The sequence below is a fragment of the Bacillus sp. FSL W8-0640 genome (genome assembly GCF_038007725.1).
Lineage (GTDB): Bacteria > Bacillota > Bacilli > Bacillales > Bacillaceae_G > Bacillus_A > Bacillus_A cereus.
In genome coordinates this window covers 858876-882285 of record NZ_JBBOXT010000001.1, presented here as the reverse complement: position 1 = coordinate 882285, position 23410 = coordinate 858876, and the positions used below count along the sequence as shown (strand labels likewise).

The following is a 23410-nucleotide window of genomic DNA, read 5'->3' as shown; positions in this document are numbered from 1 at the left end:
CCTCACCAATCGGGCTTTTACGGGCAGCCCGCCCCCATCTAACTTTTTTGCTTTCGCTGAATTTTGAGGTAGGAGTCTTACTGCCCGGCAAATAGCGGGATAAAAAAGCGATTAGGACATGTCTCCTAATCGCTTTGCCAAATAAAAAGCTGATTAAAAATAATATCTTTAATCAGCTCTCTATTATCTATGAAATTATTCTTCAATTAAATTAGACATTACATATGCATACACTAATGCTTCTGTATGCGCAATAGAACTTTCATGCGTACGTTCAAATGCGTGGGAAGAATCAATACCCGCTCCAATTAACGCATGTTTCACATCAAATCCCGCGCGAATCGCAGCTGATGCATCAGATCCGTAGTACGGATAAATATCTACTTTATATTCAATATGATTCGTTTTCGCAAGCTCTACTAAATGTTTGCGCAGTGCATAATGATACGGGCCGCTAGAGTCTTTTGCACAAATAGATACTGTATATTCATCAGATGCTTGTCCATCACCTAACGCTCCCATATCAACTGCTAAGTATTCAACAGTTTCTTCTGGAATGTTAGAGTTACCACCGTATCCAATCTCTTCATTATTAGAAATTAAGAAATGCGTCGTATATGGTAATGTTATGTTTTCATCTTGTAATCTTTTAATTAATTTTAATAAAATTGCAACACTTACTTTGTCATCTAAATGACGTGATTTTATGTATCCACTCTCTGTAATTTGAACGCGCGGATCAAATGAAACGAAGTCTCCTACTTCAATTCCTAATTCGCGTACTTCATCAGCTGAAAATACGCGCTCATCAATACGAACTTCAATATTTTTCTCATCGCGTTTTGCTTCACCTGCATCTTTATATACATGTACAGATGTTTGATGCATTAAAATTGTTCCTGTATACGTCTTGCCACTTGATGTTTCAATTTCGCAATATTCCCCTTCTACGGAGTTCCAGCGAAATCCACCAATCATAGAAAGACTCAGGCGACCGTCAGGCTTAATTTCTTTTACCATCGCACCTAACGTATCAACGTGTGCCGTTAATAAGCGGTGCTGTGCATCATTTTTCCCTTTTACCGTTAAAATAAGAGCTCCCTTATTATTACGTTTCGTTTCTACGTTCCACTCACTGACATAGTTTTCAATGAAATTAATAATTTTTGCTGTATTTCCAGATGGACTTGGAATAGAGACAAGCTCCTTAATCAGTTCCATCGTTTCTTTCGCATGATGTGCCATTGTCGTTTCCTCCTCTTTTTCTCTACTATTCAGTATACAAAATTCACCAGAAAACCTCTACTTATATAGCTTAATTTTCTAAATTGTAGTAAAATTCTTTTTAGTATATAAAAGGAGTTATAAAATATGAATATATCAAAAAAATATATACACATTGCACTCATTTGGTTTTTAGCATCATTATTTTGTTTACAAATCTCTTATGCCATTCACACTACTACTTCTATTACAATCGGCTGGATATTAACAGCTATCTTCTTCATTATTAGCTTCATTGCAACAAAAAAGCATAGCGTTACTCATTAACGCTATGCTTTTCCTATAAAACTATTCTTCTGAAACGTCTAATAAATAAATACCTCTTTCAAATCCACCGCGCTCTACTTCTTTTTTCTTACGAAGGCGTTCTACATCTTCAATCGATGCACCTTCTGCACGTGCTAATGAAATGATAACTTCTAGCGCATCCGCAAGAGAATCTAGCGCATGTTCGCGTTCTTTCATAGAAGCAAATTCACGAATTTCTTCCGTTCCAATTTTCGCTAAAGCCTGTATGTATGCTTGCCCTGTTAATTTTTGTGCTGTATACGTTTTTCCAGACATTAAAATCTTCTCTGGAACACGATCTCTTACTAACTTGTTATATGCTGACATCATTCATCCTCCTATATTTAATAACATCCGAGCTCTGCTTTATAGAAAAACCATTTTTTCTTCACGCACGCACTTAACATATCAATTCCTGATCCATGTGCTCTTACATGTGGAAAGAAATAGTGCTCTAAGTCTTCGTCCTTACCATATAGAGTTTGATACTCATCTGGAATCGCTTCTTTTTTCACATCTTTTTCTTTCGTCACCCCGTCAGAAAATGCAACACTTGGATGTCCCTCAAAAAACAACGCAGTCCGAACTGCCAAAGATGGTGTACTATGCAAAGCAGAATATGTAAGCAAAATAATAGTAATAACACCGATCATTTTCTTCATGTATTACTCCTTAAAAAAAGTGCTAACACAATTATACTAAAATGTGTTAGCACTTTCTCCCCTTTATCCCGAATTAACGAGCTAATAATCAGTGAGGAATGGACAAAATCCTCACTTCACTTTATTCCCCTTTAAATGCTGGTAAACGTTTCTCTAAAAACGCAGCAATTCCTTCTTTATGATCCGCTGTTTGTCTCATTGCATATTGACCACGCTTTTCTAATTGCAATGTTTGCTCTAAATTAGAGCGATTTACTTCACATAAAATTTGCTTCGTTTGAATCATTGCTTTAATCGGTTTTTGTGACCATTCATTAATTTTTTGTTTCACAGCCGTTTGGAAATCTTCGCCGATTACTTCATCAATTAAGCCGATATCAAGCGCTTCTGTCGCTGATAACTTCTTACCTTCCCAAATAATTTGCTTCGTCATATTTTCACCGACACGCTTTTGAAGGAAGAAATGACCGCCTCCATCTGGAATTAAAGCGATTCCAATAAAGTTCATTGCAATAACAGATGATATATCCGCCATTACATAATCAGCTGTTAACGCAATACTTAACCCAAGACCTGCAGTCGGTCCATGAATTGCACTAATAACAAGCTTTGGCATCGTATATAATGTCACGACAACTTCAGAAATGGTATTCATAATGCCATCAAACTTACTTTCATCATTACTTGAAAGCATCGATTTAATATCCCCACCCGCAGAAAAACCACGGCCGTTCCCGCATAACACAACGATATGCGCAGAACTTTCCGCTACTTCTTTCAACTTTTGTAATAACTCTTTTAATGTCGGCTCATCTAACGCATTTAACACCTCTGGGCGATTGACCATAACCGTTGCAACGTTACCTTCATATTTCACAATAACAGATTCTGTTTTACTCGTTACTTCCATTACATACCCCTCTTTTCTCCATAAAGATTATACTTATATAATTATAGAAAACCACTGAAAAATCCTTCTTTTTTCTCAATTTTCTGTCTAATAATCTCGCAATTTGTACATTTACCGTATAAAACATACAATTCCGTTGAAAAATATAGAAATTAAAGTCGGTTTATCCATGCTTTTCATCTATTTACCATTACAATGAAATGGTGTATTCTTAAGTTTGATAAAAAAACAAATATTGAAATTCATTCGCCTTACTATGTAAAGAAGGCTTTATACCCATCTTTTGGGTGTTGTAATAAAGGAATGAAGAACTGGAGGAACATATGGTTAATAAGTTGAAACAAACGGATAACTACTTCCCACATTTCCTATTGCTATTCATTGTGTTTCAACCAATTTTAGATTTATTAACATCTTTTTCAATCTATATACTACACATGAGCGCAACAGTTGGAGTTGTAGTCCGTTTCGCCTTTATGCTTCTTGCATTAGGGTACCTACTTCTTCATCACAAACAACAAGATGCGAAAAAGTACATCCTCTATTTGTGCTTACTCGGGATCGCACTCGCAATCGGTCTTGTAAATAATATGATGGTTAAATCTCCAGTTTCATTTGGAGAAGAAGTTAAATTCATCTTAAAGAGCGTATATCCAATTGTGCTACTGTTTGGATATATTATCGCCTTTAAAGAGCTAAAAAATAAAGAGTATGTATTCCATAAAATCATTACATATTTCTTATATGCAACTTTAATTTTAAGCATTACAATGATTGTCGCAATGCAAACTGGAACGGATTTCCCAAGCTATCCTCACTCAAAAATCGGTTCAAGAGGTTGGTTCTTCGCTGGAAATGATTTAAGTTCTCTTTTCGCCATTATGTTCCCAATCATTGTCTTATATTCGATTCATAAAACAACTTCTTTCTCGAAAATATATTACTGGATTCCAACAATACTTGCGATGTATGCAAGTATTATGGTGGGAACGAAAGTCGGATATGGCGCAATTGTTATTACATTAGGCGTAGCACTTTTCTTCTCATTCATTGAATATATGATAAATCGTAAAAAAGAAGAAAAAGGATTCACACATATTGTAAATACCGTTGTTGTCGCAGTTATACTAGGAGGTTTAATTGCTCTTACACCGCATACTCCTATCGCAAAAAATATGGGCATTCACATGCAAATATACGAATACAAAAAATCAGTACAAGAAGAGAAAGATCGAAAAGAAGGAAAAGTAATTAAAGCAGATCCAGAAGATGCAAAAAAACATGCAAAAGGTGAACTTACAGATTCTGAAGTAAAAAGTTTAATTTACAGTGATCGCGACAAATTCTTAAAAACATACAAACAATACTATAAAGACGCACCGCTTTCACAAAAACTATTCGGAATGGGTTACGCTGGTAACTACACAGATAAAATTAAATTAATTGAAATGGACTTCCATGACCTATTTTTCGCCTTTGGAATTGTCGGTTTCCTTATTTACTTAATACCTCTTCTATACTTTGGTATTAAATTATTTATCCGCATGATCACAAACTTTAAGAAAATCATGAGCGTAAAGTATATGCTATTAGCGAGCACACTCATTCTATCACTTGGCATTGGCTTTATGTCTGGCCACGTATTAACAGCGCCAGCCGTTAGTATTTTCTTCGTTGTTATACTCGCTTATATCATTGTTGATTTTGAAATTGAATAAAAAGAAGGTGCTACGAAATATTAGTAGCACCTTCTTTTTTATTTAATTAATGTTTTACGTATTCTAAGCTTTCTTTTGCAATATACGCTTCTGTTACAGTAGGATTATCTGAAATAACTTTAACCCACGCTTTTCCATTTATTATCTCTTCACCAGTAACTGTGACAACTACATTTGTATTTAAACGATACAGTCGCTCATTTGATATACTAGGATTCTTTTTCACTTCCACGTTATTCATCACACGTGCAAGTTTGTACTTGTTGTATTCTTTTTTACCTAAATAAGAATCAAAACGGTTCATATGCCCCGCTACTTTTTTACCCCAGTTCGCATCAGATGCATATTTCGCATTTAAACCAGCAGCTTTATCACCTGTATATGTTGCTGTATAACGCCAATGTCCTGGATTTAAATATCCTTCATTCATGTATAATTTTGCTGCATGTTCAATACAATCTTCTTTTGAATTGAATGCTTCTCCGTTACCATACGGACTATCGTCTGTTGCTTTTAAACCAAATAAATTATTTTTGTCTTTTGCAAGAGCGCTTGTTCCATAATAACTTTCATGAATTGCTAATGAATATAAGAATAATGCATTTACATTATACTTGCTTTCTACTTCTTTAAATTTCTTTCCTAAACCAATTAATGGAGAGTCTGGTTTAATCGATTTCACATAACTATCTAGTTGTTCAGCTGTATAATCTGTTTTCGAACGTAATGATAAATAATTGAAATATTGATAGAAAGTTTCGTCTCCAAATGTCTTTCCATCTACACTATACATTTGCTGTCCTTGCTTCATGAAAGAAGGTGCCACACCATATCTAAATTCTGTATATCCAGGTGAACTTGTATTATATGTATAATATTTATGGTATAAATATCCATCTGATTTCACATAATAAGACGACTGTTTCATTTCATTTGTAGGAATTAAAGTGATTTCATTCTTCTTCACATAACCTGTCAAACCAGAAAGTTGAACTTTCACACGATCTTCGCCAACTTCTAACACTTTCAATTCTGTTCCATACTGAATATACGTATATACTGTTGATAAATTCTCATCATAAATATTAATGATGTTTTGCCCAGTTATTCTTTTCGCACTTGCAAAACCATCTTTAATCCATAAAAATTCGTTCTCGTATTTTACCGCATTCATACCTTTATTTTGAGCAGCCGTAACCGCTTCTTTATACGTATTATAGCGCTCTATTTCTTGCTCTGTTCCATTTTCTCTTACATTTGTCACAACATATTTCTTAGTTTCTACAGGATTGCTATTTCCGTTTTTTTCAATCGTCTGAAGCATGCGATCCAACATAGCTGAAGCCATCCCTCTTGTAGCTGATAAATGTGGTCTAAATGTATTATCTTCTGGATACCCTTTAATAATTTGAGTAGCCACCATAACTTGCACATGCTCTTTATAGTTAATACTATCTTTATCAGTAAAGGTAAGCGGACTTACAGCTACTTTAATATTTTTATAGTCTAACGCTCGCTTTACCATTATCGACATTTCTTCACGTGTAATCACATCATTTGGTGAGAATGTCTCGTTCGTACGACCATTAATAATTTTCGCTCCATATGCTCTACTTACACCATCATATAAACCGTAAGTCTTCGGCACATCCTCGAAATTCGAATCAGCTTTTGGTAAATTTAAAGCCCTTGCTATGAATGTAGCAAACTCTGCTCTTGTTACTAATTTATCAGGCGCATATACATTGTCTCCATACCCCATTAAAACTCCTTTAGTAATAAGTGAGCGCATATTCGTCTCAAACATATGTCCTGTAATATCATCATTTGCCGCATAACTTGAAATAGGAGTTAAAAGTAATGATCCCGTTAATGCCACTGCTGTTATACCTTTTGAAAAAGTCTTCAAGGTTATCCTCCTCGTAATCTACGAATTTATTATCACAAATTTGATTATATAATAATCGCAATCATTTTAGCATAATAAATAGGAATTAAAATAAAACGTTTTTGTAATTAGAATTTTCATTAAATTCAAAACAAAAATAAAAGACACTTTACTTTTTTAATAAAGTGCCTTTTTCCATATGATCAATGAGTTTCTTTGTTGCCTGTTTGCCTTGCAACCGAAGCTCATCTATTGTCAATTGTAACTCTTGCTGCACAGTTCCTTGTTGCATTAATTGCTTTTTCGCAATTTCATATAAATACTCAGCACTCCATTCGCCATCCACACTCCCTATAACTGGCTGATTCACTTGACTTAAAAACGAATCAATTTTCGGATCGTATGAAATCCCGACCATTGGAGTTTTGGCTACGGCAGAAAAAACAAGTGCATGAAGACGCATACCAATTAGTAATGAACATTGTGATAAAATGAATATTTTCTCGTCGATATCCATTTTATACGGAAGCATATACGTCTCTTCTCCCATTAAGTCTACTACTTCACGCGAAGCTTTTTGATCAAATGGCTCATGCATTGGAACAAATAAAATTTGGTATCCTTCTTGCTTTAATTTTTTTAGTGCCGCAGCTAATTTTTTTATATAATCTTCTTTTGCATTCCAATAACGCACACTAACCGCAATTACTTTTCCATGTATCGAATGCTTTTGCAACCAATCCGATTGTTTTGTCCGTTTCCATGTTAAAACAGGGTCTGGAACAATTTCAATATCGTTTTTTATGCCAAGTTCTTTTAAATATAAAAACGAATCCTCATCTCGAACTGATACATAGGAAGCTTTTGACAAGTTCCATTTTACTAATAGACGATTATATCCTTTTGTAATTGGACCTATTCCTTGTGAATAAATATAATACGGCTTTTTTAATAATCGAGCGAGTCCCATAATACCCGTATAATATAGAATACTCTTCGTACTTGTCTGATCTTGAAGAAGGCTCCCGCCACCGCTAATAACTCCATCACTGTTTTTTATCGCATGATAAACAGCTTTTATATCCCAGCGATCTACCGATTCTACACCATACATTTCCTTTGTATATTTAGAATCATTTGATAGTACTACTAGTTCTATATCCGGGTTCTCTTTACTTAACGATTCAATAATTGATTGTAGAATCGCCTCGTCTCCAACATTATAAAAACCATAATATCCTGATAAGACTAAACGCACCCTAAATCTCCTCCAAAACTAGGTAACCGTTTATTTCATCTAACATAAACTGGTACCCATTCCTTACCTAAACACTTGATACCCTACATAGTTTCCTCTTTATCAGTTCATATGAATTATAATAAAAAATTAAATTTCTATATTTATCTTTTCAAAAATGGTATTTTGTTTATTGATATCCATTTTAATTTCAAAGCACATACACCATACAAAATGGTTGTAATACTTAATGCTATACCACTGAATAATAACGTCATAATTCTTGAAGTTGTAACATCTATCACATTACATAATTCATACAATCCTAGTCCCAAAATACATGCTATTGCTAGCACACCGAAAAAGCTTTTTAAATGAATAGAATAGGCAATATAGCTTCGAATATACAAATGATTTACAATACAAATCAATACGTAAGTAATTAATGTACTATACGCCGCTCCATCTATGCCAAACTTCTGCACGAACATCATGTTTAACATGACTTTCACACAACTCGCACCAATAACAATCCATGCAGCTTGTGCAGAACGGTTAATGCCCTGTAAAACACCTATTGATAATACCATAACCGCAGTAAAATACGAACTGCCAATCATAACTGTTAACATACTACTGCCTTTTACGTCTGTGAACAATCCGACATTTAACGGTACGGTTAATGCCATCAACCATATTGTTAACGGTGCTGTCAAAACATGCGCTAGTCGATTTGTATTTTGAATTGTTATTTTCGCCAAATTTATATCTCTTTTGGCCAATGCGGAAGTTAAGAGTGGTATTAACGGAAATACAATTGCACTTGCAAAAATAACAATTATTTGCGTGAATGCAAAACCGCGACTGTATATTCCAAATTGTTCTTGAATTTCTGCTGATGATCCTTGTAATACATGCGGTATTGTAAGCGAGTCTACTAAATTTAAAAGTGGCATTGATAAAGCTCCGATAGCGATTGGGATCGATACCCGCAATATCTTTTTGCCGTGTTCTCTTAAATCTCGGAGCGAATAGGAATTGCTTTTATTGTAGTATGGACTTCTATTATATTTTATACGCAAATATATAAGCGAACTAATGACTCCAAGAAAAGAGCCAACCATCGCACCACTAGTAATAACAGTATTACTCTTATCCCATGATACTAGTATGTAAGCAATTATTAACATAAAAAACACACGTACAAATTGCTCAATGACCTGTGATACCCCTGTTGGTTTCATATCACCGAAACCTTGAAAATACCCTCTATACACCGCCATGTATGGCGCAATGAGTAATGCTAATGAAGTAATAAGCAACGGCATTCTAGTTTCTTGTCCACCGAGCATATTCGCAATTTCAATAGAAAATAATACAATGACTAAACAGCCGAAAACGCCAAATGCTATCCCAATAATTGACGCTGATTTAAATAATTTCGCAATTTCCTTTTGCTTATTTTTTTCGTTCAACTCTGCAATTAGTTTCGAAATTGCAAGTGGAACTCCGGCTACCGATAATGTAAGAGCAATCATATATACAGGAAAAACAAGGCGAAAAATACCGAGCACTTCATCTCCTGCAATATTTTGTAATGGAATTTGAAAAAAACTACCAAGCAATTTTGACAAAAAAGTTGTAATGGTTAAAATTGCTGCTCCTTTTACAAATGTTTTATTCATATTTTTTCTCTTTTCTTTTATACATATACTCTCAAACATATTGTTTTAAGCGATGGGGATTCATTTTATCCCATTGGTTATCATAACAAATTTATTATAGGTTGAATACTTGGTTTTTTTTTCAAAATAGAAAAGCGAACCCATTTAAGCCTGTCTCTTCACAATATTTTTCTAATTCCTTCCATTATATATGTACACACTATAAGCGTTTCTGTTACGCCAAAAGAGCCCTTCCTCTCTGTCACTGCGTACATATTACTAAAAACATTATAAAAACATCCCACAACTCTACATTATAATTTATGTAAAATTGTGAGATATTCTAATTACTATCTAAACACTTAAGATTTTCAATTGCTCTTTCTGTTCATCGCTTGCCATTACTGCGATTGTTTTTTCAATACTCGGATGTACTTGCTCAAGCTTTACACTTGCTCCTACTTTATTTGATTGCTCAACAAAATTTAATAATGCCATAGCTCCTGATACATCCATATAACGCACATCTTTCATACGTAAAACAACCGGTGACTTCACATCTTGTAAAGTAGAGAAAATACGATCTACTGATAGGAAAGAGAGCGGCCCTTGAATTGTGTACGTTTCTTCTTTTTCTTTTACGATAGAAGTTTTACGTTCTTTACATTTCACCATATATATGATGAACGAAAGAATAATACCGAAGGCAACAGCAATCATTAAATCGAACTTCACCGTTACAATCATCGTTACGAGCATAACAACGACATCACCTTTAGGAGCGACATGCATCTTTTTCATGCTTCCCCAATCGAACATTCCAATACCAGTTAAAATTAAAATACCTGATAATACAGCAAGTGGAATATATTGTACGACCGAACCAAGACCCATAATAAAAATAAATAAGATAACACTATGCATACATGCCGAAAGTGCCGTTTTACCGCCACTTCTTATATTCACGATAGACCTTACAGTCGCACCTGCACCTGCTAATCCGCCAAACAATCCGCTCATCATATTACCGATACCTTGTCCAACGAGCTCTTTATTACTTTTATGACGTGTACCTGTCACATTATCCATTACGACCGATGTTAACAACGAGTCAATCGATCCTAATAAAGCAATACTAAGCGCTGGTAAAATAAGTGCTGCTATTCCTGTTCCACTTAAAGATGGAATATGAAGCGTAGGTATCGCTTCTGGAATGGTTCCAATCTTTTCAATTACTTTATTTAGTGAAAGATTTCCGATAATCGGTAACTTTACTGTAAGTCCTTCGAGTAGAGAAGAAAATAAAGGAAGCAAAGCTGTCACACCGACTAGTGCTACTAAACTAGACGGAATCGCCTTAATCCATTTGCCAGAAACAATCATTACAATAATCGTTAACACAACAAGTAAAAAACTATTTTGTACGTGCTTTATTTCGCCTAAAATAATGATTAATGCAATACCATTCATAAATCCTGAAACGACAGGATACGGAATATATCGAACGTAAGAACCGAGCTTACATACACCGAATAAAATTTGAAATAACCCTGCCATCATAAAGGCAATAAAACTTGCCTCTAACCCGTGCGTCGCAATAACTCCTGTTGCAATAACGGTAATTGGTCCAGTTGGCCCTGTTACTTGCCCAGGTGTCCCGCCAAATAACGCTGCGAATAAACCGGCAAAAATCGCACCATACAATCCAACAAGCGCTCCCTCAGACGTTCCTGTCGCGGCAATACCAAATGCAATCGCAAGTGGTAACGCAACAATCGCAACAGTAAATCCTGCTAAACATTCCTTTGCTATTTTTTGAAACATAAAAAAACCACCTTTGTATAAAGTCCATGTTCCATTGTACACCTAAAAAGATACATTCGTTAGCTCACTTTTTACATTCTCGTGACGTAAACGTATTCAACGAAAAGTTTTCCCCTTATCTTTGGAAACAATTGCAACTATGCTATAATGAACAAATTAAATCTTTTACTATATACTTGGAGGCACTATGCTAACTTTTGAAGAAAAATTATCGATTATTGAATCTTTCCCAGAACTAGAAAGAAAGAACGTATCATTAAAACGTGTAAACTTCCACTTTGAAGAAAGTCGTTTAGATAAAAAGAACGTTGTATTTCATTTACACCCAAATGGAAATGGATTTGTATATGCAAGCGGTATTAAAGGTTATAAAACAGATGATAAAGGCATGGTTAACATCCGTGAGTTTTCAGCAGAGGAGTTACGTTCAGTAATTGAGAAATCAATTGACCTTCTATCACAAGAAGAGGTAGTAGCACCTGTAGAACCTGCGAAAGAAGAAGAATGGCAGAACGAAGATGGTCATATTCTTACTCTTATTTCAGAGGATGACATGTGGAACGTGTACGCTGGTGTAAACTTAGACGGTACATTCAACTCTTATCCAGAAGCTGCGGAATACCTTGATGAAGAAGGCTTTTCACGCAAATAAAAATAGAAACCTATTTCATTCAACGACTTTTATAGTAATCAAAGAAGACACTTAAGGTGTCTTTTTTTGTTATATAAACTCCTTTCTCACACTATCTCTACTAATTTTCATAAAATGATTCAGAGGAGGTTTATATGAATACAACTGCTAAATTAATAAATTGGAAAGAACATGGCGATATGATTATTCTAGAATGTGAATTAAATGGAAAACGCTTCGAGATATCAACATATAAACAAAGAATATATAATGCACACCTTTTATCAGCTGACGTTTATATTCGTTTAGACTCATCTGATAATATAATTGGAATAAATATTTATAAAAAGTAAGAAAAGCCCCCTATTCCGTAGGCGGGCTTTATCTTTATTACACAACATCAGAGTATACTCTCTTTTTTTCATACAGTTTATGTAATTATACATATTCATCAAAAAATACACTAAATGAATATTACATGTAGTAAAATATAACTTGTGGGCACGTTCTATAAAGCAGATTCTTTTAAAAGGCGTAACATATCAATTATTATAGGGGATGTGGCGTCACTTCAATATTGATCTCAAATCTCTTGTCTTTTGTGAACTAACAATCTAGTGTATATAGACGATTCTGCTTTATAGTATGTGTTTACACTCATAACAAAGGGGTAATGGTAATACGGATAGATTCGTATGAAATGAAATGGTTCAAGTCGGAGAGAGGCACCTTAAGGTGTCTTTTCTTTTTGGACATTACATCCATTTTGTTTTTCCACCTTATTTCAAATGCGCTAATTAACCTTCAACAAGAAGAAATGAGAATTAACAAAGATATTGTTTCTTCTGTTTAATATAGAAAAATGAAGGGTACCCCATAGATATGGGGTATCCTTCATTTTTTATTTTTTCGCACCTTTCAATGACTCCCTCAGCACAAATTTCTGCAACTTCCCGCTCGCATTACGAGGGAGTTCATCTACAAATAAATAATGACGCGGACGTTTATAATCTGCTAGTTCATCACTTTCTTTGCAATACGTTTCTAAATCAGCTTCTGTTATTGTTTCATCTTTCTTCACAATAACTGCCACAACACGCTCTCCCCATAATTCGTCTGGCTCACCAAGTACCGCCACATCTAATATACCAGGATGACTATGAAGGAAATCTTCAATTTCACGAGGATAAATATTTACGCCACCGCTAATTACCATATCATCAACGCGATCAGCAACGAATAAATAACCGTCTTTATCAAAATAGCCTAGATCACCCGAATGATACCATCCTTTATACATCGATTTTTTATTCGCTTCTTCACGATTATGGTAGCCAGCCATCATAGTTGGGCCGCGCAAAATAATTTCTCCCACTTCATAAGGAGGTAATACATCCTCTGGTTCTGCCGGTGCATCCTCGTTCGGTTTCACAATACGAACTTCATGGCTAAAGCATGGCGTGCCTGCTGAACCAGCTTTCGTAATTTGATCCTCCTCTACGAGAAACGCAACAACTGGCCCCATTTCTGTCATTCCGTATATTTGAACAAGATCAATATAAAGACGTTCTTTACATTCTTTTACTAACGCCGGTGCCATTGCTGCTCCGCCGTATATACCAATCTTCATCGAAGTTAAATCATACTGAGCTAAATCTTTTTGCAACAACATATTCCACATTGTCGGCGCTGCAAAGAACGTCGTAATCTTTTCTTCTTGAATCGTATGTAATACTGTTTCTGTATCAAAATGATGCAAAATAACATTCTTTCCGCCAACTTGAATGCGTGGTATGATTCCAGCGTTTAATTCACCACAATGATATAAAGGCGCCACAACAAGCCCTACACTATCTCTATTATATTTAAGGAAATACGTACAAATCATACTATGCTCAGTCATTTCGCGATGACGATGTAATACGCCTTTCGGATGACCTGTCGTACCGCTCGTATAAAGCATAGAACAATAATCCATTTCATCAATTTCAATATTTACTTTCTCAGAAGATGCTGCATTCACTTTTTCATGGTAGGAACTTGCATAGGAAGGTTTATCGTTTTCTATAGACCAAAAAGATGTATTTGGAAAATCTCTTTCAATTATAGCAACAGTTGACTCAACTGCTTTTTCAAAGACAACGACTTTCGAGGATGCGTCCTGAAGAATATAAGATACTTCTTTTGCTTTTAAGCGGAAATTAATCGGGTTAAAGATCGCTCCAATTTTCGCACAAGCTAAGTAAACGTTTACAAATTCACGGCAATTATATAAGTAAACAGATACCGTATCTCCCTTTCTTACTCCGTCTTCTAATAGAGCGTGCGCTGTTTTATTTATTTGTTCATCCCACTGTTTATACGTCCAGCGAATATTCTTTTCAGGTTCCACTAACGCCTCTTTATTCGGATACTTACCAACTGATAAATCAAAAATTCTCCCTATCGTCATGTACATGCCAACAATTTCCCCCTTTTCTCTTTCATAAATCTATCATTTCGTCCATAAGTAGACATTGTCCTTTAATGATTTGACTAATTTTTCTGATTATTATCGACATAGTTTTACATACGGTACCACTAGACGGTAAATGAAATTATACCAGCGATTTTCCAGGTATATCGACCGTAACTTGAAATATATCAGCGATTTTCAAAATATATCAGCGCAACTCAAATTATATCAGCGATTTTTTGAATATATCGACTTACCGACAAAAACTGACAAGATATAATCGGACCGCCCGTTACTGCAGGATAAAAAAGAGGTTGTTCCGACTCGGAACAACCTCTTTCTTCTTATGCAAATAGCTCTTCTAAAATTTTCAGTTTATCTTCTGTATATTTTACGAAGCCATCGTTATATGATTTTGGATCTTTCGGATTTGCGAAGTGCGTAATTGCTCCCGTCTTCGGATGAACAAATTTACTTGATGCACCACAGCCAAGTCCGATAATTGATTGTACTTCTTCCATAATGACAATGTTGTAAATACTTTCTTGCGTCGGCATTGCATAACCAACGTTCTCTAAGTTACCTAAAATATTCTTTTGACGATATAGGTAATATGGTACGTAATTATGCTTTTGCGTCCACTCTTCTGCTTCGTGCATCATCGCTGTAATTTCTTCGCGACCTGCTACTTTATATTTACGTTTGTTTTGCGTCATTTCAGAAGCACGTTTAAATGATAACGTATGAACTGTTAATGATTCTGGCATTAACTTTTCTGTTTCATCTAACGTATGTTTGAAGATATCTAACCCTTCACCAGGAAGACCAATAATTAAGTCCATATTAATATTGTTCATTCCCATTTCACGAGCTAAATGGTATTTCTCAATTGTTTCTTCTACAGTATGATGACGTCCAATTGCTTTTAGTGTCTCTTGATGGTATGACTGCGGATTAATACTAATACGGTCAATATTCCATTTATTTAACACTTCTAGCTTTGCTGGCGTGATCGTATCTGGGCGACCTGCCTCAACTGTTACTTCACGCACATTTTTCACATCTGGGAACGCTTCATACATTTCTTCATACAGCATATCCATCTCTTCTGCTGTAATACTTGTAGGTGTACCGCCGCCGTAATAAATCGTCGTAACTTTTACACCTTTTTCTTTTAAAAACTTACCAATTTCACGAACTTCATAATGTAAACCACCCAAGAACGAATCAACAGAGCCTTGGCGTCCATTAATCGCATAAGCCGGGAATGTACAATATGCACATTTCGTTGGGCAGAACGGAATACCGATATAAATACTTACTTCTTCTTTCAAACGGTATAAATCCGGAACAACTGCTAATTGGCAATCAACAATGCGCTGAAGAAGTTCAATTTTCTCTTCATGAATTAAATAACTTTCACGAAGCTCTTGATGCGCTTCTTCTTTTGACATACCATTTTGAAGCATTTTATGAAGAAGTTTCGTCGGACGTACTCCCGTTAAAATACCCCAGCTTTGTTCAATACCAGTTAACTGCTGAAGAACAGAAAGATATACATAAGAAACAACGTGCTTCACTTGCTTCATACGCTCTTTTTCATCTGTGAAAGCAGATAAATCTTTCGAGAATGTTTCTTCATACACATTTCCTGTGCTAACATCCGTTAATCGAGCGGATGCTTTCACATTATCCTCAATGTGTATATCAACGATAAGATTTGCTTCCTCTTGTTCAAATCCAATCGTACTATCTTCAAAAAATAAGCCGCCAATATTTTGTAGCGGACGTAAAAAACGATCATCTTGTAACGTTTTAATTGAAATTAACAACATTATCACCTTTTCATTTGCAAACTCTCTTTAGTTTACTTGAAGGGCGTTTACAGGTCAATACAGAAGGTTTTACCTGTTTCTCTTACATTTTTTCAAATAATTCTTTTTATGAATATCGCTCATGTATATAGACATCATCATTTTCTCTTGTTAAAATTTATTAGTACTAAAATCGATACATAGTGAAAATACAATATAAAAAGGAGGAATGTTAACACTAGATTCCATAATCTAATGTGTTAAAAAAAATATGAAAAAGAAATTTTATAGTGTTTTAACTCTCTCTCTTGCATTACAAACTGTTCTTGCACCTACTTATTCATTTGCAGAGAGTGCTGAAAAATCCGCTGAAGTATATACGGAAGATCAAGTTTTTAAAAGTATTAAAGAGCATGTTAATGAGCATAGTACTCATGAAGAAGATATCGAGGTTACTAGCCAATTCCTACTATACACTTCAAAAAAACATTCATTATATACCGCGAATGATTTAAAAAACAAATCGAATATCGAGATTACAGAACAAGTCGTAACGGCGACAAAGAAAAAAGGAAATGCTTATTACATAACGACGCCAACTGGCGCTGGATGGATAGATAACAATGATAATAGCTTAGAAGTTCAAGAGATTCATAAACTATCTAATCAAAAATTAATCGTAAAAGAAGAAGCTTCCATACATGCCCTTCCGTTCCAATCATTTAAAGAAGAAGGGAAACTACAGCCACAAGTCATAACTCCTACTGAACAAGCTGGAAATTGGTTTAAAGTCCAAATAAATGAAACAGCAAAATGGATTTATGCACCTTCTGCTACATTTGAAGGTACAAAAGCTTCATTATTAAAAAACAGTCGTACTGCTAAAAATAGTTTATTGAGATCGCCAGAAGCTCTACAAACAAACAATATTTATGGCGTTACATTTAAAGAAATGATTGTCCCAAAAGGAAATGACGATATTCGCCCTGGCTACCCGATGGTACCTAAATATATTACGATTCACGAAACAGCTAATACAGCGAAGGGTGCCAATGCTCTAAATCATGCAAAATTCTTAGATAATCAAGCACGCGGAACAGCTGATCGCGCCGCATCTTGGCATTTCACAGTAGATGATAAAGAAATTTACCAACATCTTCCAGTAAATGAAGTTGGATGGCATGCTGGAAATAAAACTGGAAACTATGAATCTATCGGAATTGAAATTGCCGTTAATCAAGATGGAAACTATGAAAAAGCGGTAGAAAATGCCCGTAAATTGGCAGCTTATTTAATGAACGACTTAAATATTTCTCTAGATAAGGTCCAAAAACACCAATTTTGGTCAGGAAAAAACTGCCCTGCGTTTATGATTCAACGCGGACAATGGGATGCTTTCTTAAAAGGAACTGAAACATACTATAAGGAAAATCAAAAAAATCCCGTAACTGATGACATTACAGGTGGATGGTATGAACAAGACATTCGTCAATTAGCAGCTAGAGGCATTATGCAAGGAGAAGGGAACGGCAAGTACTTCCCAGAACGTCTTGTAACGCGTGCTGAATTTGCTACACTAATTACTCGTGCTTTACAATTACCAAGTGGAAATGCTAATTTCACAGACTTAGAACAAGTACACCCATCGTTAAGAGACGGTATTAATCGTGCAGCAAGCGCAGGTATAATCCGCGGACGTGGTGATAATACATTTGATCCAAATACTACAATTACACGCGAAGAAGCTGTTATTATGATCGATCGTTCTCTAAAACACGCTGGTATTTTTGCAAAACAAGTTGAACTACCATTCGTAGACCAAAACTTAATTTACGCTAAAGAAGAAGTACAAAGAGTGTATGGATACGGAATTGTAAAAGGTAATGAATTTAATCAATTCGTACCAAAAGGACCATCACAACGTGCACACGCAGCTGCATTTATAAACAGAATGCTTAGCGTAATTGAAGCTTAACATATTTATCATTCCATATAGATATTTTCATTTTATCTGTATTCACTTAAAAGGCATCAGAGATTATATATCTCTGATGCCTTTTATACATCTTTTAGCTATTTTTAGCCATGAATCTTAAACGTATTCCTAATAGCAGAAGCATAAAACCGATGAATGGAACGTAATTCGTATTGTGTCCTGTAGCTGGAAGTTGTTGATTATTAGAAGAACCTTGTCCTTTTTCTGGTAAATTAGGTTTTTCTACTCCCTCACCTGGTTTTTCTGTTCCTTCACCCGGCTTTTCTGTTCCTTCACCCGGCTTTTCTGTTCCTTCACCTGGCTTCTCTGTTCCTTCACCCGGCTTCTCTGTTCCTTCACCCGGCTTCTCTGTTCCTTCACCCGGCTTCTCTGTTCCTTCACCCGGCTTCTCTGTTCCTTCACCTGGCTTTTCTGTTCCTTCACCTGGTTTTTCTGTTCCTTCACCTGGTTTTTCTGTTCCTTCACCTGGCTTTTCTGTTCCTTCACCTGGCTTTTCTGTTCCTTCACCTGGCTTTTCTGTTCCTTCACCTGGCTTTTCTGTTCCTTCACCTGGTTTTTCTGTTCCTTCACCTGGTTTTTCCGGACCTTTTTCTGTATCTTTTTTATTTGTAATTTGAAGCTTTACAACTTCAATTTTTTCATTAGAAATCGTAAATTTCATTTCCTTATCGGATAAAGTATATCCTTCTGGCGCTTTGATTTCTTTTAAAGTGTAATCTCCTGGTTCTAACTCCTTAGAAGTCGCTTTACCGCTCTTGTTTGTTGTTAATGTGTCGATTTTTGTTCCGTCTTTCCAAATTTCAAACACTGCGCCTGCTAATATTTTATTTGTATTATTAGCGTCTACCTTTGTAATTTCTAATTGACCTGTAATTTCTTCTTTCACTTTTTCATTCATGACTTCTTGTTTTACTACTTCGTTCGCTACAACGTTCACTTCTACTGTCACTTCTAGCGCTTTATAACCTTCCGGCGCTTTCGTTTCCTCTAACGTGTACTTTCCTGGCACTAAGTTTTCGAATTTCACAACACCGTCTTTATTCGTTGTTTTCGCTTCTCCAACTACTTGACCAGCTTCGTTCTTTAATTTAAATTCTGCACCTGCTAGAACTTTTCCACTCTCTGCATCCTTTTTGATTACTTGTAAGCTTCCTAGTTCTTTCGCATTTTCTACTTGTACTTCTACTACTTTGTCTGCTTCCACAACGACTTCAATTTCTTCTTTTAACAATTTATATCCTTGTGGTGCTTTCGTTTCTTTTAATGTGTATGTTCCTGGTTCTAATTTCTGAGAAACTACTTTACCAGTTTTATCTGTTCGTAACGTATCTACTTTTTTACCATCTTTATACACTTCGAATTCTGCATCTGATAATACTTTCGTTTTATCTTCCGCATCTACTTTCACGATTTCAAATTGCCCCGTTACTTTTTCGGAGATCTTTTTATTCACCACATCTACAGTCACTATTTTATTAGCCTCTACATCAACAGAAACTGAACTAGATGATAATTCATATCCTTTCGGTGCTTCTACTTCTTTTAATGTATAGCTTCCAACTGGAAGTTGTTTCGATAAGGCTTCACCTTTATCATCTGTAACAATTGTTTCCACAACTTTCCCATCTTTATCGATAACATCAAATTTTGCACCTGGTAGAAGTTGACCAGATTCACTATCTTTTTTCAATAATTTAAATTGGCCATTCTCTACTTTTCTCGTATTCTTCATAACAAGTTCAATTACGTTTGTATTATCAATTGTTACTTTGACTGGTGTATCAACTTTTATATATCCTTCTGGTGCATTTATTTCTTTTACAAAATAGTCACCAAATGGTAAATCTTTAACTTCCGCAATACCCTTTTCGTTTGTTGTAACAGTAGCCACAACGTTATTATCTTTGTCTATAACATCAAATTTTGCGTCTTTTAAAACAATGTTTTCATCGTTTTCATCAACTTTTTTAATTTGTAAATGTCCTTTTTCAGTTGCTGGCTTATTCCACTTTGGCCAGTTAAATTTAAAGTTATGAACCTCAAAACCATCTCTTTGGTGTAATCCTCCAACATAGGCTTGTCCATTAATAGAACCACCTTTTGTTTCTACAACTGCATTAGGTGCAAACACACTACCTACTACACCATAACCTTTAGTTGTTATCTTTGTAGCATTAGGAAATACCCAAATTACCTTACTAGCTAACTCAGTAAAAGATGAATTAGGATCGTATGCTTGAGATGTATTAATTAAATCCGTCGCCATCCCAGTATTTCTTGTATCATACAAAATTGCACCGCCACCAAAACTCACTTCTTCTGCATCTGAATAAATAACAATAAAGTCTTTATTCTCTACATTCGGAAGAAAAACGTCTTTTACATCAAATGTTTTCTTTCCAGTTTGGCCTGAAGAGACATAAATATTAGGGTTATTTACATCTTCACCGATGCCAAAGCTCATATTAGGTTTTGGCTTATCAGTCTGTAGTTTACTTGCATCCCCGATTACACCATCAACGTCTTTTCTAAATTCTTTAAACTTAGCATCAATCTCCGCTTGCTCTTTATAAGAGATACGGTCATATGATGTTTTCATTGCGCCCTCTGGGTCACCGTCTTTTGTCATCGCCACTGTTCCATCTTGAATAATTACTTGTCCTGCTCCCGCTTTCGTAAATTGACCGCCTAGTAATAATGATGGATATCCTTCATCTACCCAAGTTGCTCCAGCTAAGTTATTTGCTCCAGTTGCAGCCGCTACGACTGTATAACTTGATGCGTTCATATTTTTCTGAACAGCCATCGCACCTTCAATATCCGCACTCGTTGCACTATGATCTCCAAAAATGATGGCGTTGTAATAAGATACATCACCTAAACCTTTTAATTCTGTTGTAGCTGCCTCTGCTTTAAATGGTAAATGGATTAAAAAATTCATACATATTAGTAATACAACTATTAAACTACTACTTAACTTTTTAATTTTTTGATTAAATGATTTCCTCAAGAAATTCATTCCCCCTTTTAAACTTCCTAAAACCACAAAAAGAAGTACATATCATATGTACCAAACCTTACTCACATTAACTTAAAATAATCCATTTAAATAAAACAAAGAAACACTACAACTACTTAATAAGATTGCTACAATTCATTTTTGAAATAATACGTGAACTAAACTGTCATGCGGAAATACTTTTACGTATGGGAGCCCAATAAAATTAATCTGAAGAATATTTCATGTGGTGTAACTGTTTTGGCAACATCATCCACTTTACATTAGTTTTCTAAAGGATTCAAGTGAATTGTATAGATTTCATACACAATTCATATTTTAAAACGCTTTCACTGTTTTTAATAAGATAAACAAAAAAACGTAGCCAAAAAGCTACGTTTTTTTGTCATCGTTTCGGTGTATTTTTATGATTCTTCAAAAACGGAAGCGGGAATTGCTTACGGAAATGCTCTTTAATCATATACTCTACACCGTTTTCACTATTTGAACGTGTGATCCAATCTGCTGCTTGCTTTAATTCTACAGGCGCGTTCCCCATCGCTACCCCAAGTCCCACGTTTTCAATAACCTCTAAATCTTCCATACTATCTCCAATCGCAACCATTTCATTTAGCGAAATATTTAAATGCTCTCCAAGCAATTGTAATCCACGTAACTTTGATACATTTTGCGGTAAAATTTCTATTCGTTTTGAATCACATTCAACATACTCTACATCTTGGAACGCTTTTCTTAATGTGTTCAGTCCTCTTTCTTTTTCACCTTTACTTTGGAAAAGAACATCAATTTTTGGCGCTGCTACCGGATGGTCACGAAGCGCGTCACCTAACGAATCTACAAATTGAACTGGATAAAATAACGGATCTGCGCTTGATAATACAGTGCGCGCAATTAAGTTTGGTGTATTTCTCTCACGATTTCCTATTGAAAACCGTTCATGAGAAATACGTACGTTACAATCAAAGTGCTCTAACACTTGCACAATGTTAAAAGTCTTCTCTTCAGATAATCTTCTTTGAACGTACGGCTTATCTAACGTTGCTGAAACGAAAGCACCACCATGTGTCACTAATATGGAATCTAATTTTAACGCCTTTGCTACTTTATGAGCGGATTGAAAATTACGACTCGTAAATAACGTAACGTATACATCTTTTCTTTTCACAAATTCAATTGTTTCTCTTAATCCTTTTGCAATTTTTCCATTGTTGTATAGTAGTGTCCCATCTATATTAAGAGCTAGTAAGCGATAAATCATGTCGCACTCCCCCTCTTCGCTGTTGTACTCTATCCATAATTTATGAAATACACCCGATAAATAGAACGAGTTAGAATTACTACTGAAAATTTGGTTTACTATATACATATACACTTAGTAAAGGAGATAGTACAATGCAGGCACCTCCTTCTTTTTATGAAGGCGATACGTTAGAAGTCGCAAAAAAATTACTCGGACAAAAACTTGTTCATATTGTAGACGGAATAAAGCGAAGCGGAATCATTGTAGAAGTAGAAGCATATAAAGGCCCCGATGATAAGGCCGCACATAGTTACGGAGGCAGACGAACGGACCGCACAGAAGTTATGTTTGGTGCACCAGGGCATGCTTACGTATATTTAATTTACGGTATGTATCATTGCTTTAACGTTATTACAGCACCAGCGGGCACCCCGCAAGGTGTTCTCATTCGAGCCCTTGAGCCGGTAGATGGAATAGAAGAAATAAAACTAGCGCGCTACAATAAGACCGAAATTACAAAAGCGCAGTACAAAAATTTAACGAACGGTCCTGGCAAACTATGCCGTGCCCTCGGAATTACTTTAGAAGAACGCGGTGTATCGTTACAAAGTGATACGTTACATATTGAATTAGTTCCAAAAGAAGAACACATATCATCACAATATAAAATAACAGCAGGACCTCGTATTAATATCGACTATGCAGAAGAAGCTGTACATTATCCGTGGCGTTTTTATTATGAGGGACATCCGTTTGTTTCAAAGAAATAAGCGATATCAA

18 protein-coding genes are annotated in these 23410 nt (G+C 35.4%); 6 read left to right on the top strand and 12 right to left on the bottom strand.

The window, feature by feature from the left end:
• Window positions 1–195: 195 nt before the first annotated feature.
• A complete protein-coding gene (locus N2V80_RS04550) occupies window positions 196–1245 on the bottom strand; it encodes a M42 family metallopeptidase (protein WP_000930027.1) in 1050 nt (349 codons plus the stop codon).
• A gap of 126 nt (window positions 1246–1371) precedes the next feature.
• Between N2V80_RS04550 and N2V80_RS04545 the strand changes: the two genes are divergently transcribed.
• Window positions 1372–1551 (top strand): hypothetical protein, encoded by a 180-nt coding sequence (locus tag N2V80_RS04545; protein WP_001027083.1) that lies wholly within the window; start codon window positions 1372–1374, stop codon window positions 1549–1551.
• Between the two features lie 21 nt (window positions 1552–1572).
• Here N2V80_RS04545 and N2V80_RS04540 read toward each other — a convergent pair whose 3' ends face one another.
• From N2V80_RS04540 to N2V80_RS04530, 3 genes are all read right to left on the bottom strand, one after another.
• A complete protein-coding gene (locus N2V80_RS04540) occupies window positions 1573–1899 on the bottom strand; it encodes a nucleoside triphosphate pyrophosphohydrolase (RefSeq protein WP_001277348.1) in 327 nt (108 codons plus the stop codon).
• Between the two features lie 17 nt (window positions 1900–1916).
• A complete protein-coding gene (locus N2V80_RS04535; RefSeq protein ID WP_000738198.1) occupies window positions 1917–2234 on the bottom strand; it encodes a hypothetical protein in 318 nt (105 codons plus the stop codon).
• 121 nt (window positions 2235–2355) lie between these two features.
• Window positions 2356–3144 carry an enoyl-CoA hydratase gene (locus N2V80_RS04530; RefSeq protein ID WP_000454179.1) on the bottom strand — a complete coding sequence of 263 codons (789 nt, stop codon included), beginning with the start codon at window positions 3142–3144 and terminating at the stop codon, window positions 2356–2358.
• A gap of 323 nt (window positions 3145–3467) precedes the next feature.
• Here N2V80_RS04530 and N2V80_RS04525 point away from each other — a divergent pair, with 323 nt between their 5' ends.
• On the top strand, window positions 3468–4862 hold the full coding sequence (locus tag N2V80_RS04525) for an O-antigen ligase family protein (protein ID WP_061655626.1): 1395 nt from the start codon (window positions 3468–3470) through the stop codon (window positions 4860–4862).
• Between the two features lie 46 nt (window positions 4863–4908).
• Here the strand turns inward: N2V80_RS04525 and N2V80_RS04520 are convergent, their stop codons facing one another.
• The 4 genes from N2V80_RS04520 to N2V80_RS04505 form a co-directional block, all read right to left on the bottom strand.
• Complete coding sequence (locus N2V80_RS04520; RefSeq protein ID WP_061655625.1) at window positions 4909–6771, bottom strand: S-layer homology domain-containing protein; 1863 nt, start codon at window positions 6769–6771, stop codon at window positions 4909–4911.
• A 148-nt stretch (window positions 6772–6919) separates the two neighbouring features.
• Window positions 6920–8008, bottom strand: coding sequence for a polysaccharide pyruvyl transferase CsaB (gene csaB / locus N2V80_RS04515; RefSeq protein ID WP_001241591.1), 1089 nt, complete (start codon window positions 8006–8008; stop codon window positions 6920–6922).
• Between the two features lie 143 nt (window positions 8009–8151).
• Window positions 8152–9672 carry a putative polysaccharide biosynthesis protein gene (locus tag N2V80_RS04510; RefSeq protein WP_001043994.1) on the bottom strand — a complete coding sequence of 507 codons (1521 nt, stop codon included), beginning with the start codon at window positions 9670–9672 and terminating at the stop codon, window positions 8152–8154.
• A 333-nt stretch (window positions 9673–10005) separates the two neighbouring features.
• On the bottom strand, window positions 10006–11475 hold the full coding sequence (locus N2V80_RS04505) for a SulP family inorganic anion transporter (protein ID WP_000486650.1): 1470 nt from the start codon (window positions 11473–11475) through the stop codon (window positions 10006–10008).
• 187 nt (window positions 11476–11662) lie between these two features.
• Here N2V80_RS04505 and N2V80_RS04500 point away from each other — a divergent pair, with 187 nt between their 5' ends.
• Both N2V80_RS04500 and N2V80_RS04495 read left to right on the top strand, forming a co-directional pair.
• Window positions 11663–12127 (top strand): hypothetical protein, encoded by a 465-nt coding sequence (locus N2V80_RS04500; protein ID WP_000954998.1) that lies wholly within the window; start codon window positions 11663–11665, stop codon window positions 12125–12127.
• A gap of 134 nt (window positions 12128–12261) precedes the next feature.
• On the top strand, window positions 12262–12459 hold the full coding sequence (locus N2V80_RS04495) for a hypothetical protein (RefSeq protein WP_001098258.1): 198 nt from the start codon (window positions 12262–12264) through the stop codon (window positions 12457–12459).
• Window positions 12460–13007: 548 nt separating this feature from the next.
• Here N2V80_RS04495 and N2V80_RS04490 read toward each other — a convergent pair.
• Window positions 13008–14564 carry a fatty acid--CoA ligase gene (locus N2V80_RS04490; RefSeq protein WP_000281980.1) on the bottom strand — a complete coding sequence of 519 codons (1557 nt, stop codon included), beginning with the start codon at window positions 14562–14564 and terminating at the stop codon, window positions 13008–13010.
• A gap of 341 nt (window positions 14565–14905) precedes the next feature.
• Entirely contained in the window at window positions 14906–16396 is a 1491-nt protein-coding gene (locus N2V80_RS04485) for a coproporphyrinogen III oxidase (protein ID WP_001999181.1), read from the bottom strand.
• Window positions 16397–16646: 250 nt separating this feature from the next.
• On the opposite strand from N2V80_RS04485, the gene N2V80_RS04480 reads away from it, so the two are divergent.
• Complete coding sequence (locus tag N2V80_RS04480; RefSeq protein ID WP_000726535.1) at window positions 16647–18350, top strand: S-layer homology domain-containing protein; 1704 nt, start codon at window positions 16647–16649, stop codon at window positions 18348–18350.
• Between the two features lie 94 nt (window positions 18351–18444).
• Here N2V80_RS04480 and N2V80_RS04475 read toward each other — a convergent pair whose 3' ends face one another.
• Both N2V80_RS04475 and N2V80_RS04470 read right to left on the bottom strand, forming a co-directional pair.
• Complete coding sequence (locus N2V80_RS04475) at window positions 18445–21381, bottom strand: SpaA isopeptide-forming pilin-related protein (protein ID WP_340979491.1); 2937 nt, start codon at window positions 21379–21381, stop codon at window positions 18445–18447.
• Between the two features lie 394 nt (window positions 21382–21775).
• Window positions 21776–22648, bottom strand: a complete 873-nt coding sequence (locus tag N2V80_RS04470) for a Cof-type HAD-IIB family hydrolase (protein ID WP_000640419.1) — start codon at window positions 22646–22648, stop codon at window positions 21776–21778.
• Window positions 22649–22782: 134 nt separating this feature from the next.
• On the opposite strand from N2V80_RS04470, the gene N2V80_RS04465 reads away from it, so the two are divergent.
• Complete coding sequence (locus N2V80_RS04465; protein ID WP_001148778.1) at window positions 22783–23400, top strand: DNA-3-methyladenine glycosylase; 618 nt, start codon at window positions 22783–22785, stop codon at window positions 23398–23400.
• Window positions 23401–23410 lie beyond the last annotated feature (10 nt).